This is a genomic window from Shewanella sp. NFH-SH190041, from assembly GCF_024363255.1.
Classification (GTDB): Bacteria; Pseudomonadota; Gammaproteobacteria; order Enterobacterales; family Shewanellaceae; genus Shewanella.
Genome location: NZ_AP026070.1, coordinates 616,930 through 632,421, shown reverse-complemented (window position 1 = coordinate 632,421; position 15,492 = coordinate 616,930). Strand labels below are relative to the sequence as shown.

Annotated in this window: 13 protein-coding genes; 1 reads left to right on the top strand and 12 read right to left on the bottom strand. The window is 45.6% G+C overall.

The genetic code is table 11. The annotated features are described in order from the left end of the window. Window positions 1-2 precede the first annotated feature (2 nt). The 11 genes from NFHSH190041_RS02800 to rpmE all read right to left on the bottom strand — a co-directional run bounded on the left by NFHSH190041_RS02800 (window position 3) and on the right by rpmE (window position 12,237). Entirely contained in the window at window positions 3-1,745 is a 1,743-nt protein-coding gene (locus NFHSH190041_RS02800) for a GspE/PulE family protein (protein WP_261923803.1), read from the bottom strand. Next, entirely contained in the window at window positions 1,742-2,851 is a 1,110-nt protein-coding gene (locus tag NFHSH190041_RS02795; RefSeq protein WP_261923802.1) for a tetratricopeptide repeat protein, read from the bottom strand. The genes NFHSH190041_RS02800 and NFHSH190041_RS02795 overlap by 4 nt, the downstream gene beginning before the upstream one ends. 3 nt (window positions 2,852-2,854) lie before the next feature. Beyond that, the gene (locus NFHSH190041_RS02790) at window positions 2,855-3,754 is read right to left on the bottom strand and encodes an ExeA family protein (protein ID WP_261923801.1); all 900 of its coding nucleotides are present in this window, start codon (window positions 3,752-3,754) and stop codon (window positions 2,855-2,857) included. A gap of 15 nt (window positions 3,755-3,769) precedes the next feature. Beyond that, window positions 3,770-5,461: a pilus (MSHA type) biogenesis protein MshL gene (gene mshL / locus NFHSH190041_RS02785; protein ID WP_261923800.1), complete on the bottom strand. Its 1,692-nt coding sequence runs from the start codon at window positions 5,459-5,461 to the stop codon at window positions 3,770-3,772. Window positions 5,462-5,471: 10 nt separating this feature from the next. Next, complete coding sequence (locus NFHSH190041_RS02780) at window positions 5,472-5,792, bottom strand: MSHA biogenesis protein MshK (RefSeq protein ID WP_261923799.1); 321 nt, start codon at window positions 5,790-5,792, stop codon at window positions 5,472-5,474. Then, on the bottom strand, window positions 5,779-6,426 hold the full coding sequence (locus NFHSH190041_RS02775; RefSeq protein WP_261923798.1) for an MSHA biogenesis protein MshJ: 648 nt from the start codon (window positions 6,424-6,426) through the stop codon (window positions 5,779-5,781). Before NFHSH190041_RS02775 ends, NFHSH190041_RS02780 begins: the two co-directional genes overlap by 14 nt. Next, on the bottom strand, window positions 6,423-7,040 hold the full coding sequence (locus NFHSH190041_RS02770; RefSeq protein WP_261923797.1) for a fimbrial assembly protein: 618 nt from the start codon (window positions 7,038-7,040) through the stop codon (window positions 6,423-6,425). The genes NFHSH190041_RS02775 and NFHSH190041_RS02770 overlap by 4 nt, the downstream gene beginning before the upstream one ends. Then, the gene (locus NFHSH190041_RS02765; protein ID WP_261923796.1) at window positions 7,037-7,921 is read right to left on the bottom strand and encodes an MSHA biogenesis protein MshI; all 885 of its coding nucleotides are present in this window, start codon (window positions 7,919-7,921) and stop codon (window positions 7,037-7,039) included. Before NFHSH190041_RS02765 ends, NFHSH190041_RS02770 begins: the two co-directional genes overlap by 4 nt. A 290-nt stretch (window positions 7,922-8,211) precedes the next feature. After that, the gene (csrD, locus tag NFHSH190041_RS02760) at window positions 8,212-10,101 is read right to left on the bottom strand and encodes an RNase E specificity factor CsrD (RefSeq protein ID WP_261923795.1); all 1,890 of its coding nucleotides are present in this window, start codon (window positions 10,099-10,101) and stop codon (window positions 8,212-8,214) included. A 180-nt stretch (window positions 10,102-10,281) separates the two neighbouring features. Further along, entirely contained in the window at window positions 10,282-11,532 is a 1,251-nt protein-coding gene (locus tag NFHSH190041_RS02755; RefSeq protein ID WP_261923794.1) for a malic enzyme-like NAD(P)-binding protein, read from the bottom strand. 492 nt (window positions 11,533-12,024) lie between these two features. After that, complete coding sequence (rpmE, locus tag NFHSH190041_RS02750; protein WP_261923793.1) at window positions 12,025-12,237, bottom strand: 50S ribosomal protein L31; 213 nt, start codon at window positions 12,235-12,237, stop codon at window positions 12,025-12,027. Between the two features lie 272 nt (window positions 12,238-12,509). Between rpmE and priA the strand changes: the two genes are divergently transcribed. Continuing rightward, on the top strand, window positions 12,510-14,705 hold the full coding sequence (priA, locus tag NFHSH190041_RS02745) for a primosomal protein N' (RefSeq protein WP_261923792.1): 2,196 nt from the start codon (window positions 12,510-12,512) through the stop codon (window positions 14,703-14,705). Window positions 14,706-14,790: 85 nt separating this feature from the next. On the opposite strand, the gene NFHSH190041_RS02740 is transcribed toward priA, so the two are convergent. Then, complete coding sequence (locus tag NFHSH190041_RS02740) at window positions 14,791-15,450, bottom strand: DedA family protein (protein WP_261923791.1); 660 nt, start codon at window positions 15,448-15,450, stop codon at window positions 14,791-14,793. Window positions 15,451-15,492 lie beyond the last annotated feature (42 nt).

Sequence of the window (15,492 nt, the reverse complement as noted above, 5' to 3'; positions counted from 1 at the left end):
AATCAGTCCTCTGCATCCAGATTAAGGGGGATTTCACTGTCGCTGATATCCTCTACCAACTTGGCAATTTCTTCTATAGTCGTCATACCATCACGTAAGTACCGTAATGCTGATTCAAGCAGAGGGGTAAAGTGAGAGCTACTTTTTGCGGCCAAAGCAAATCCCTGCGGATCACCACTGCGCATGGCATCAACCATACGATCATCCAATTCAAGTATTTCAAATACCCCTATTCGACCACGGTAACCACTGCCATTACAACTTTGACAGCCACTCCCAGCTCGCAAATGTACAGATGAGAAATCGTCACCACTGATACCACTAAGCCAAGCTTGTTCTTGGGGGGTCATATGGTACTCAGTTGCGCAACTACGACACACTCGACGCACTAAACGTTGCGCAATAATCACCCTCAAAGCACTCGCCACCAGATATGGTGCAGCCCCCATATCCAATAAACGTAAAGCACTGGTTATCGCATCATTAGTGTGCAAAGTAGATAATACGAAATGACCGGTCAGAGCCCCTCGTAAACCAATTTCCATGGTTTCTTGATCGCGCATTTCCCCAACCATAATAATGTCGGGATCCTGACGTAATGTAGTGCGGAGAATATTTGAAAAATCTAACCCAATCCGATGGTTAACCTGAACCTGGTTGATTCTGGGTAATTGGTATTCCACCGGATCTTCCACGGTAATAATTTTACGTTCTGCGGTATTAAGCTCACTTAAAATACCGTATAACGTCGTAGTTTTACCGCTACCCGTCGGGCCGGTTACTAGCAACATGCCATGGGGGCGCTTAATCTGCTGCCGAATACGGGCAAGAATCTCTCTTGGCATACCCGTTTCATTCAGCGTCAATAATCCAGCAGATTGATCCAGCAAACGCATCACCACCGATTCACCATGGTAAATTGGCATAGTAGAGATACGCACATCGATTTCATGTCCCTTGATAGTCATGTGAAAACGACCATCCTGAGGTAAACGCTTTTCTGAGATATCCAAGCCAGCCATCAACTTTAATCGCAATACCAATGCAGCAGCGATATTAGCTTCATTCAAAACGTTTTCATGCAATTGCCCATCAATACGTTGTCTGATCCGCAGTACTTTTTCACCGGGCTCAATATGAATATCTGACGCTCGCATTTGCACCGCATCTTCAAAAATTGAATGCAGCAGCCTAACAACAGTTGTTTCATTGTCACTGTCAGATTCAGTCAATGCGCTGAGATTGAACATCTCATCAGCAACATATTCTTCCTCTAATTTGCCAGCAATCGCCGCAATTTCATCTGTACGTCGATATAAATTATCAAACGCATTGAGCAACTGCTGCTCCGGTGCAACAGCAATATCTAATGTTTTAGGACTTAATAAGACTTCCAGACTATCTAGTGCTTGTAGATCAGCAGGGTCGCTCATGGCGACCAGTACACTATCCCCCATATCTTCCACAACCAAAGCCCGGTAACGCCTAGCCTGAACTTCAGGGAGCAAACTAACGACAGACGCCGGAATAGCCCTACGAGTCACATCCAAATAGGGGATATTTAACTGATGAGAAAGAAATTTAAGTAGCTGATCTTCGGTAATACACCCCAGCTTTATCAGGGTGCGGCCGAGTTTCTGCCCTGTAATGCGCTGATCTGCCAGCGCTTGATGCAACTGTTCGTCTGTAATGATTTGCTCTTGAACCAGCAAATCACCTAGGCGCATCTTTAACTTGGGCTTCATTCGTTTGCTCCTAGCTGGGCCAATCTTGATTCAATATACTGGTTTGCCTGAGGAGACAAGCCGGCTTTCCCAAGGGCGGTTTTGTATATTTTAGCAGCTTCAGCATAACGGCCCTGAGCATCGACAGCATAGGCCAACCCCATCCACCATCTTGCTTGGTTTGACTCTCGCCCTAGTAAATTCCGATATGCCTGCTCTGCAATTTCAAATTTCTTTAGTTTCTGGGCTAAGTCCCCTTGATGTACCCACTTATCAATCACGCGAGCACTATTGTCAGGAATGGCATTCAGTGTATCCAAGGCTCCAATTAAGTCGCCATTCACTTGTTGAATTTTCGCGAGCAATAAAGGATACCCAGCGTAGCGTGGATACAACACAGCCCCTTCTTCTAACAGAGTGATAGCCGGCTCCAACTTGCCTTGTCCATAATACAAAGCTGCCAATTTTTCCCTGACAACATGTCTACTTGGTAACAACTCCAAAACCCGAATATATTGCTTTTCCGCCGATTCAAAATCGCCATGCTGCTCTGCAGACTCTGCCATTTGTACCCATTTATCCGCTAACTGAGCTGCAGTCAGTCTAACAGGCGTAATAGCGATGCTACCGCTTGATTTTTGGGTATGACTACCGACAATATCCTTATCAACTTCTGGGGTTGATACCGCGCTTTTAGACGATACAACACCTGTTGAGCGATTCAATGTAATCTCCGCTTTATCGTCATCATGTGAGGCAACTTCAGATTTATTCGTCTCATTAATCTGTTTCTTATCTGCTACCGGTCGCTCGCTGTGTGACTGAGGTGGTAATGGTATTTTTTTTAGTTGCTCTACTTCACCCAGCTTCACCAATGCGGTACTCTCTTTAGCCTGTAATTGCTTAAGCAAAGCAATTTCCGCTTCAAACTGCGCCTGTTTTTCTTGCCACCAAAAGTAACCGACTGTTGCACAGCCAATAAATGCAACACATAAAAAAACGACAAGTAGCACTAACCAAGGACTATTTCGCCCCTTAAACTCGCGGGGAATACGGCCTAAATTACTCACCTGATGAGCCTGCTGCCGATTATCCAGAGCTTTAAGCATCTGGTTAATAACACTCATGATTTAATTGAACCCCACTAATGTCATGCCCACGCTGAGAGCAAGACTCAACACCCCCAAGGATCCAATCCAGAACCAACGCCGTGGTGCTACAACAGTATCTTCCGTATCCTTTATTGCTGCTCGAATATGGGCAACTTTTACTATACTGCACCCCTCGCCATAACTGAGTAACATAGCTTTATGGCACAATACATTGATCAATCGGGGAATTCCCCGAGATGCTTTTGTTATAATTTTAACTTCTTTGGCACCGAATAATGTCGGGCCTTCATAACCGGCAACCATTAGTCGGTGCTGGATATACCCTTGGATTTCGTCTCTATCTAATGGCCTTAAGTTATAACTGAAAGTTATTCTCTGCCTCAATTGCCGAAACTTTTGCTCTTTAAGGCGCTCATCCAATTCATGCTGCCCAAACAAAACCACCTGAAGTAGCTTCCTGCTTTCAGTCTCTAAATTGGTAAATAACCTTAATGCTTCCAAGCTGTCATCTGACATGGCTTGCGCTTCATCCACAACTAACACAACAGAAAACCCTTTGGCTGCAAGTCCCATCAGTTGCTTTTGGATTAAACCAATCAATTGCTGTTGATCAATGTCTTTGCTGTACTCCAACCCCAGTTCCATCGCAACAGCCCAACGTAACTCTTGAGGTGTCAAATAGGGATTAGGTAAGTAAGCGCAGTGAAAATCACTCGGCAACTCATTAATCAACTTACGACAAATCAATGTCTTACCTGTGCCAACTTCACCAGTCACCTTAGTAAAGCCTTCACCGGTCTGTAGTGCTGTCTGTAGTACCTGCAGCGCCTCCAAATGAGGTGTTAGTCCAAAGAAAAAACCGGTATTGGGCGTCAGTGAAAACGGTGTCTCATTAAGCCGGAAATGCTGCTGGTACATGCTGTATTACTACTCCTATTGAGCGTTATCACCTGATACCTGAGATTCTGCCGATGGATACCAGCGATCCAACAGATTACGGGTTCTCTCTAATTCTTTACGCCAGGTATCTGCACCAACAACTGTCGGTTTCAGCAAAATAACCAGCTCTGTCTTCCGTTTTTCTTTGCTGCGATTTTTAAACGCTTCACCAATAAAGGGAATATCACCCAATAGTGGAATTTGAGATTCATATTCCACATTTTCAGTCTTCATTAAACCACCGATAACAACCACATCACCGGAACCAGCTTTAATAACAGTATCAGACTCGCGAATTTCACTCTGTGCCAAAGGTAACTCCAAAGAGCTGTCACTGACTTTGATTTGCTTAATCTGCTCTTTTACATCAATTACAGAGGGATGAATATGCAACAGTACATTACCTGCCTTATCGATCTGAGGAGTTACATCCAGTGCAATACCCGAGAAGAAAGGTGTCAATTCCACATCAGGGGTGGTTACCGGGGTTGCAGATGCGACCGTTGTAGAAGACACATTAGTGACAAAATATTCATCTTTACCAACTTTTATCACTGCTTTTTGGTTGTTTGATGCCGTCACCCTTGGACTAGACAACACATCAACATCACCTTGCGTATCCAACAAGTTGATCATGGTGCTAAAGTCTTTACCACTGATCTTTAATGATGTTAGGCCACCCAAAGCACTGGTAATTTGGTCGCCAAAGTTACCACCAGAAGCACCGAATTCAATATTGGTGCTGCCAATATGGCCGAGGATATTGTCCCACTGAATTCCCTGTTGATATCCATCTGACAAAGTCACTTCAAGTACCTTGGCTTCAAGAATAACCTGACGCTGTAAATGAGTCTCAGCCGTTTTAAGGAAGTTACGCACCTGCCGTAATTCATTGGGGTATGCGCGCACCGTCACCAAACCCGCTTGAGGCGAAACGACTACCTGACGTCCTTTACCAGTATCACCGATAATAGCCTCTAAGGTTTTTTGTAGCTCCCCCCAGAAGTCAGTTTTGGTTTCAGAACGAATAAATGTGCCATTGGTCTCTTGGCTACCATTGCCATCACCAGCCCCGGAGAAGCTCTCATTGGAACTACTACCACTGTTTGAAGAGCTTGATGAGTTGCCAGAGCTGTTGTTATCAGAAATGCGCCCTGCACTAACAGACGTCACACTTAACCCTTGACGCTGCATATACAGATAATTCAACGGGAATGTTTCAGTGCGCATCCCTGCTGGATAAACGCGTAAAATATTCCCCTCTAAACTGATGTCAAAGCCATACATATCTTCGACAACCAAAATAGCTTCACTGAGGGTCACACTCTTCAGCGACAGTGTAATATGGCCTTCAACACCAGGGTGTACCACCACACTTAGCGGGGTTCCCTGCACTAAACTGGCAAAAAAGACACTGGCAGGCACATCGTTAGCAGAGACATTGAAGCGACGCTCCGAAGATACACGCGATTTTAAACCAGATTCTAAATCCGTTGACCCCATTTCCCGCAATACATCTTCAGGCATAGCGGCAGGGGGCGGGGGAGTAGTTTCAGCTTTATGTTGCTGACTGGCCAGTAACTCAGAGACAGCCTGTTTAGAATTAACAGGGTCTGGCCTGTCCACGGACTGACATCCCAACAGAAACAGGGGCAGCAACAGAATGGAATATTTTCTCAAGGACATGCTAAGTTACCTATTTCCCAATAACAGAAGTAAACAGCGTTAGCCGACGGCCATCAGCCAGTAAAACGTGATCTTCACTGATTTTCATAATCCTAACGCCCCGCACACTCGACCCCAGATGGTAAATACGACTATTAATTACCGCATATGATTGCTGAGGACTCTTAACAATTGAATTCAATACCAACCCAGTATCAGTACGAATAACAGGTCCTCGACTCTGTTTCCCAGTGACAACTGCGGGGCGGGTAGGATCTTTCAACGGCTGGGCAAGTGCATTACTGCACATCAGTAATGCAACAAGGCTGACAAATGGTTTAATTTGCAACACTGATAAAATCCTTATTAATACTCAAGGTATAGAACTCCAGCACTACATCTGCATCGGGGTAGTCCTTCACCCGATAATCCATGCTTTTCCAATATAATTTATCCGGCATTTCTTCCACTGCTTTCATAAACTTAAGCACAGAAAAGTAATCCCCTTGAATAACCAACCTGACACCATGACTGTAGAGGTTAATATTTTCTTTATCTCCTTTTCCCTGGAGAAGTGACTCAGGAGGCAAGGATTTAAATGACAACACTTTTATATTTCGAGCTTTTTCCAAAACAGCATTGAGCAGCGTAGGCATATAATTAGCAGGTACCACATTATGGGTTGCAAACTGCCCATCTAAGTCCCCCAGCTGACTCTTTAAACTGACTAAACGTTGTCGATAATCTTGGTTGGGATCAACACTCAAGCGGGTTTCAAACAACTTAATTTGTGTCTGCAGCTTCTTATTGTCCTGCGTCATCGCTGCAATACCTTTATCCAGCTTACTCCGCTCCAACCAATAAGGCTCAAATATCAAATACGCCAACACAAACAGAAAAGCCGTGACTGACATGGCAACCAGTCCGCGTTCGCGGGCTGACAATGCATCAAACTTTTCACTCCACTCATGCCATTGCTGCATCATTTAGCCTTCTCCGTTACCACTTCCTTTTGGATCTGAGGTTTACTACTCAAATTAAAAGCAATTGGCTTCCCGTCGCCCCGATTCATTGTCATTGAAGCAAAGGCATATCCTCTCAATGTATCGGTTGTCTTTAGCTGTTCAATCCAATAAGGCACTGTTTGAGCCTTGACGCTATAACCTTCAAACCCGAATTTATCTTCGTCGACCTTAATGCGATCCAACCAGAGCTTAGGTGCCGATACACTAGCTAAATCGAACAACAAAGGTGAAAAACCTTGGCTAATAGCGGTACCCCGACGCTTCAATTCATCCAACATTAGCCCTTTCAATTTTAATCTCTCGGTCATTAACTCAACCTGTGAGATGAGCGCTGCATCAGGCTTACGCTGATTAACCTGAGTCTCTAACGTCGTTTTCTGCTCAGTGAGCTGATTCTTTTGTGCGGTCAACTGCTGGGACTGAGCCTGAAGCTCATGATTACTAAAAATGAGCAATCCACCTGCCACCCCAAAAATAACAATAAGCGCTACACATACCTTGGTAAGTCGAGAAAAAGATAATTGCAGCTTAGGAGGTAAAAGTTCTTCACTGAAAAGATTTAGGCGTTTTTTCATGCACTTTCTTCCCTATTCATTTCAGTGTAGGCCAAAGTAGCCATCGCGATACCAACTGATGATTTTGGTATCGAAGTCACCGCTTGGTTGAAATTAGCACCAACCAACTGAGCTAATGTATCGCTGGCACCGCCAACCAAAATGTCAATTGCAGTGACAGGTGGCTGACGTAACTGACTCTCGAAATAATCCATCGAACGCTGTAACTCCAGACTCAGATTATCAGCTGCGCCATAAGAAAGATCCTGCGCAGTAATCGTATCTAGTTCACCAAATCCTCTGACTCGACGCTGCATACAGGGCTCACCATCACGCACTACGGTAAAGAGTAAATCCTGACCAGGATAATGACTAATAACTAAACGGGCTTGGGGATCATGAGGATGGAGATTACACACAGCCATTTCTTCGATGCTGATACCGCTTATGTCGCAATGACACTCAACAGCAGCAAAAACCAACTGCTGTAACTGAGATTTATCAACAACAGCGACTGTCACTTTACTTTGACTAGCGAGGGGGGCGTCAAAATAATCCAGATGAATATTTGCAACTGGCACATTGACCATATCTTTAACAGCCCAAAGCAATGCTTGGGCCATTTCTTGGGGTTCAACAGGTGGTTTGTCAACTTGAAGTAACTGATACCACGCAGCACTCAATACCAACTGAAAACGATTATGGCCAAATGCATCAGCAATTTTGGGAAAAACGCTAGCCCAATTATTGCCAGCTAGTCGAAATTCCATTTCCACAGCCTCTTTGTCGGCTGTTGCTGGCCGGTGAATCCAAACAGCATCCGGTGCCACATACATCCCTAAGCCGGTTGCGTTGCTATGTTTACGCCAGAATGCAAGACGGTGAAAAATACTGTTATCCATACACTTATTCTATTCGGTTTTTTTGAGTCTGCCTAAAACTGTAGATAAATAAAGCAGATGCTGCGTCAAAAACATACTATCGGACACTGCTTATTTTCAGCCTTTCAGGCGGCGTACACAAATAACGTGCTGAAAACAAAAAATTTATCGAGAACGCGACATTGTATCTGTTGACCCTGCCTTTTTTGAGATGTAATTCACATTAAAATGTGAATATTAGAGTAAGATAGGTACGTTTTGTTAAATTCTCAAGTTAATTCTGCTAACAGATGTCAAAAATCCGACCCTTGTCAGATTGTCGTCAGCTCTCCTAAAAAACGCCCTTGAGCCGCACTCACACCAAGGATTTGCAGGGTTTGCCACTCCTCAAACTGTTCAACGCCTTCCGCCAAAACCTGAATATCAGTTCGGTATAAACCACCGAGCAGACTTCTCACAAATAACTGATTTTCTTGACGCAAATGAATCTGCCGAATAATCGATCTGTGCAGTTTTATAAAATTAACATCTAAGTCCTTCAAATACTCCGTACTGATAACATCTAATCCCACATGATCAACACAGATACGAACCCCCATCTTCTTTAGCATAGTCAATGTTAGTAAAAAGGAATCGACATGCCGTGACATAATTTCTTCTGAAATCTCAAACGCCAAACGCGGGAGTTGATACCTGTGTTCTAACAGATAAGAAGTCAGCCAATGAATAAAATTTTTACTTTGCAGAGAGTCCAAACTCAAATTAATACTGAAACAGCTATCCGGCATTTTCACCGCTAAATGAGATAAAACATACTCAATAATCTGACGCTCAACTCGAGGCATCAATCCACATTTATTCGCCATAGGTAAAAAGACTGTGGCCTTAATAATATGCCCTTGATTATCTTTCACCCGGCTAAACATTTCTAAATGATGTAATTGATTATCCGTATCTTTAACCGGTTGCGCATAAGCTATAATACGATTATTAGATAGGGCGTTTTCCAATATAGAACGCCAACGAACAGAGCCCTTAGCAAACTCCTCATCTACAGCGCCTTTATCGTACATAAACCAATTACTATATCCCTGTAATCTGGCGGCTTTAAGCGCCAAATCAGCTTCATCCAGCAACTGCTGCACTGGATCCCCAGCCCGGAAATAAGCCCCACCAAGCTGAAAAAAATCGTCAGCAAGATTCAAGGTGACTTTTCCCTGCCTGATGCACACACCTAGTAAACGCTCTGCCAACCGATCAGCTTCATTTAAAGATATCTGTGTGACTACAATCGCAAATTGATTATTACTGCGCCGGGCTAAAATACTGTTAGGTTGCCCACTTAACACCTGATTTACCGCCTCAATAATTCGAGCCAATAAATCACTGACAGCCCCCATTCCACTAGATTGCTTATAGAGCTCTAAATCTTCCATTTCTAACAAATACATCACCCCGGAAGTAATCATTTGCTGTTGATAACTCAACGCTTCCAGTCTGTTCGTTAAAAATAATCGATTACCCACTCGGGTCTGAGGATCTAAAAAAGTATTTGAGCGAATAAACTGATCAAATCGGGCTCGTTCTCGCCGGGCATCCGCCAAATCCGTCAGCAACTGAGTCAAGGCCCCATTAATAATCTTTGGCTGCCCATTTCCCGGCGCTTTTAATGCATCCTGCAGTTCACCAGCCAAAATTAATTGACTGCGATAAGCTAATGCTTCAATGCCATCCATCTGGTGACGGATCCAACGGTAGCCATAAAAAATAAACAGTAAAATCACCACGCAAGCAGTGAGTAAAATCACTAACTCAGTGGTATCGGGCAAGGTCAATCTATAAGGGGTGGGTAAAACCAGCATCATCTGTCGCAACGGCTGAGAGGAAAGTTGTCGGTGATACGTTTTTGCCGATGGGGTGGCTGCGCCATTATCAAACCGATAAATAACCTGCCCTTGCTCTAGCAATTCAAATTTTTCGGTACCATAGGCCGACAGTATTGCCGGTAGCCATTGATAGTGTTCATGGGCATCACGTTGCTGTAAAACCGTCTGCAGTTCATCAACCTGTTGCAGCTGAAATCGGGCAGAAATATGCATAAAACTAAGCACAGCACCCAGTAAAATAACCGCCATTACAGCCAGTAACGACCAGCCCCAAAAACCAATTAACCGCTTTGTTAGCAAACGCGTCAATTTCATCAGCAGCCTCTGTCCCTGTTAAATCACAGCCGATTTACCAGAGAACGCCTCAAGATGGCTCTGGCAGATTGAGCTGATTATTTATGAGCCAACCCCAAAAGGCAACTACACACCACCTGGAATGTCTGCTAACGCAGCAATGAAAAAGGGCCCAAAGGCCCTGATATCAACAACGTTAATTTACTCTGCCATATAATTGTCCGGTAGGGACTCTACCGTAGCAACCCCGGAGTCAATTGCAGCCTGAGCAACCGCCTTGGCAATCCGAGGTAATAAACGGGGATCCATTGGTTTGGGTAATACATATTCTGGCCCAAACTGCATACTTTTTACGCCCTCATAAGCTGCCAGCACCACATCGGGGACCGGCTCTTTGGCCAACTTGGCAATGGCGTTTACTGCTGCTAACTTCATCTCATCATTAATGCGCCGTGCTCGAACATCTAGCGCACCACGGAAAATAAAAGGGAAACAGAGCACATTATTTACCTGATTCGGATAATCACTGCGGCCAGTCCCCATAATCAGATCATGACGCGCCTGATGCGCCAACTCAGGCTTAATTTCTGGATCTGGGTTTGAACAGGCGAAAATGATCGGCTTATCCGACATTAGGGCAATATCATCAATACTGAGTAAATCCGGCCCTGACAAACCTAAGAAAACATCAGCCCCAGCAATCACATCCTGCAAAGTACGCTTATCGGTATTATTAGCAAATAGTGCTTTATATTCATTCAGATCCTCACGACGGGTATGCAACACGCCTTGACGATCAAGCATATAAATATTTTCCCGCTGCGCTCCGCATTTAACCAACATGGTCATACAGGCAATGGCAGCAGCGCCAGCCCCCATGCAGACAAACACAGCCTTACACAATTCCTTGCCCTGAATCTCCAGCGCATTAATCATCCCAGCAGCTGTCACAATAGCTGTACCATGCTGATCATCATGAAACACCGGTACCTGACAGCGCTCAATTAACTCACGCTCAATTTCAAAACACTCTGGCGCCTTAATATCTTCCAGATTAATGCCGCCAAACGTATCTGCTATTGCTTCAACAGTATTAATAAACTCATCAACCGTACGATGCTTCACTTCAATATCTGTCGCGTCGATATTAGCAAACCGTTTGAATAATAATGCCTTACCTTCCATCACAGGTTTTGAAGCAAGCGGCCCTAAATTGCCTAACCCCAAAATCGCGGTACCATTTGAGATAACAGCAACCGTATTGCCTTTATTGGTATAGCGGTAAGCATCCGTCGGATTAGATGCAATTTCCCGCACCGGCTCTGCGACGCCCGGACTATAAGCCAAAGCTAAATCTTTACTGGTCTGAGCTGGTTTGGTCAGACTGACAGCAGTTTTCCCCGGCACAGGGAATTCATGATAATCAAGCGCTTGTTGACGAAGGTCTGTCATTTTTTATTCCTGGAATACGACATGTAGGGTAATGATTAATATCACAAGCATTGCACCGACCCGGTCAGCCAAGCTGCTGACCATGTCACAAATTGCAACAATGCTATTGCGGTTTACCAACAATACGCCAAAGATTTTATGTTTTAAATAAAAGAATGGAATTTTTAGAACTTCGCTTGATTTTGTCGCTGTGAGTTGCGTTTTCTGGAAATTACCTTAATAAAATCAGATATTCACATCGTGTTTATTATTTTATGCATCAGTCAAAGCCCACGGATACCAAGAGGTAAAAAATCTAACCATGATTTTCACCCCGCTGGCATAGAGAACACAGCAAGAACACAACAAAAACAGCAAACAGCAGCGATTCAAAGCAAATTTGGTCAAGTTGTCTGACCGAAAGAGGGGAATTTAACCAACAGGGATTGCGCGGCCCAATAACAAAAAAGGTGCCCTATGGACACCTTTCTCAGCAATTCATTGCAGTCGCAATTACTTCTTGCCCAGCATACCGAAACGCTTGTTGAACTTGTCGATACGACCGCCGGTATCAACAACTTTCTGAGTACCGGTGTAGAATGGGTGACAAGCACCACATACGTCCAGGTGCAGAGGCTTACCAGCGGTAGAGTTTACCTTGATAACGTTGCCACAAGTACAAGTTGCAGTGATTTCTGCGTATTCAGGATGGATACCTGGTTTCATTTGGATTACCTCAAACTAAGGCCATGTCGCTCTTCCAACCCGAAGTCGGACACCACATGCAGTTAATAACAGTATGTTTAGGGCGCAGAATAGTACAGTATCTGCCCACCAGACACAAGCATATTTTCCCAGCTCTAACTCTGTAACTGGGCTCCCTCAGTAAAGTGGCTACCGAGTAATTTTATTGCAAACTATTATGACGGGGTCACCACCTTCCCTATTTTCAGTCTTGGGGTAAACTAACCGGCCACTACCCAATAAAAATGTCCTATATGTCCCTATTTGTTGAAGTCGCACTGCCAGTTCCTATGCGGCAGAACTTCAGTTATTTAGTGCCCACTACCGCACCTTTTCCCCCTCAAATTGGTGCCAGAGTGAAAGTACCATTTGGTCGACAACAATTAATCGGATTAATCACCAATATTACCGATCAATGTGCGTTGCCAGCAGCCCAGATAAAAGCGGTCAGCGAGTTCCTTGATCCTGAACCGGTATTATCCGAGCCCTTGTATAAGTTGACTCAATGGGCCGCCAGATACTACTTCTGCAGCCTAGGACAAATGCTCAACCAATCCCTGCCAGCTGCGCTACGCAAAGGGGCCGATGCCAGTCGCCAAAGTATCACCCAGCTCAGATTAACACCGGCGGGCACTGAAGCCGATATCGGGACATTAAAACGGGCACCCGCTCAAGGTAAGCTCTTACAAGAACTTAGTCGTCAGCCATTGACCGACGAAGAGTTTAACGCCCTTGAGTTAAGTAAATCCGCGCTCAAGGCATTGTGCGATAAGGGCTGGGTAGAAAAACATGAGTTGGTACAACAACCCGATCTAAGCTGGCGTACCCAGTTAGAGATGGATGAAACACCACATAAACTGAATCAGGAACAAGCGGTTGCCGTTACCGCCATAAACCAGCAGGACGGATTCTGCTGCAGTTTGCTAGAAGGGGTCACGGGCTCAGGCAAGACAGAAGTCTATCTCGCAGTACTTGAGCATTGTCTTAGCCAAGGAAAGCAGGCGCTGATCCTGGTGCCAGAAATTGGTCTGACCCCACAAACAATCAACCGCTTTCGCCGGCGTTTTAAAGTCAAGGTTGCGGTTATTCACTCAGGCTTAACCGATAACGCTCGCCTAAATGCTTGGCGTCAAGCCCGCTGTGGGGAAGCCGCGATTATTATCGGTACCCGCTCAGCGTTATTCACCCCCATGGCGTTTCCCGGCATTATTATCTTGGATGAAGAGCATGACGCCAGCTTTAAACAACAAGAAGGGGTGGGGTACCACGCCCGGGATCTCGCCGTAATGCGCGGCCACCTGGAGCAGATCCCAGTCATTCTCGGCAGTGCCACCCCGTCACTGGAAACCCTGAATAACGCCATCAATAGCCGTTACCATCATTTTCCGCTTACCAAGCGCGCCGGCGCCGCACAACAGGTACGCCAAGGGCTTATCGATATTCGCAGTCAACCACTCACAGCTGGGTTATCCCAACCCCTGATCAATGAAATGCGCATGCATCTTAATGCGGGGAATCAAGTGCTGCTATTTCTGAATCGCCGCGGTTTTGCCCCGGCGCTGATCTGCCATGAATGTGGTTACCTACATGAATGTGATCGCTGTGATGCCTTTTTTACCCTGCACCAATCACTGGGTGAGATTTGCTGCCACCATTGCGGCAATCAATATCCTATCCCGAGGCAGTGCCATCAATGCGGCAGCACCATGTTGGCCGGTCAAGGTATTGGTACTGAGCAGCTAGCCGGTACGTTGCAAAAACTGTTTCCGGATTACCCTGTGGTGCGGATTGATCGAGATACAACCCGACTCAAAGGTTCCTTGGAAGAGCATTTAGCCGCAATCCAACGGGGAGAGTATAAAATTCTCGTTGGCACCCAAATGTTGGCCAAAGGGCACCATTTCCCAGACGTGACCTTGGTGGGGCTACTGGATGTGGATGGTGCTTTGTTCAGTGCCGATTTTCGCGCCCCCGAACGCTTCGGCCAGCTTTACACCCAGGTGGCAGGCCGCGCTGGTCGCGCAGCAAAGCCCGGCACGGTATTGCTGCAAACGTCTCAAGGTGAAAACCCACTACTGCGTGACTTAATGCAACGGGGATATGGTGAGTTTGCTCGAAGCCAACTGCTGGAGCGGCAACAAGCCTTGTTACCTCCCGCATGGCATATGGTACTTGTAAGAGCCGAGGCTCATCAGGCAGAAGATGCCGATGCGTTTTTGCGGGCAATGGCTGATATATTGCCTAAAGATGCTGAATTTGAAGTGATTGGGCCAATGCCTGCACCGCTGGACCGAAAAGCGGGTAAATATCGTCGCCAACTCCTGTTTCAAGCTAAGGCCCGCCACCGACTGCAAATAGAAACTGAACGCATGCTACAGCAAGTCAACCAGTTACCTAGCGTCAAAAAATGCCGTTGGAGCCTAGATCGCGATCCACAGGATTTACTCTAAAGGCCGCACAATGGCTGGTGTACCACTGACAATAAAAAACCGCAGCTCACACTGCGGTTTTTTATTGCCTATTTGGCATATCAACTCAGACTGACTTTTTCAGCCGACCACGGAATTTATAAATAATCCAGCTGCTGACCCCGATACACAAGGTAATCACAGGCGCTGCCATCAGCATCATGGTCACAACCCGGCTGATGTTCTCCGGCAACGATGGCAGCATATAGCCCATACCAACCAGCAAACAGCTCCAGATAAATGCACTAAACCAAGCAAAATACTGGAAACTACGCTTACGCTGCACCCGCATGCCCATCATCAATGGCAATAAAGAGCGCACAACAGGAATAAACCGGGCACAAAACAGAGCTACCAGACCATGACGACTCAACAGTTTATCAACCGTCTGTAATTTTGCCGGGGGCACCGACTGCACCCAGCGCTGCACAAGGGGAAGCCGATTAAGCCACATTCCTTGCAAACTGGCCAACCAACTGCCAATGGCCGCACAACTCATAATTAAGGTAAAAATCACCCAAGGTTCCACCACCCCAACCGCAGCTAAGGTACCGGACAAGATCACCACAGAATCACAGGGTAGCGGCGCAGCCGGAATAAAGCCGCTTTCCAGCAGAATAAGAGTACCGACACACAGATAAATCAGGGTCGCACTGCCCGGGGCCATCAGGGTCGTAAAATCCTGATGCCACAGCGCAGTCAATACTGTACAAATGGAGTCCAGCATCTAAAGCTCCAGCAAATCAACAAATAACAAGAGCAAACTACA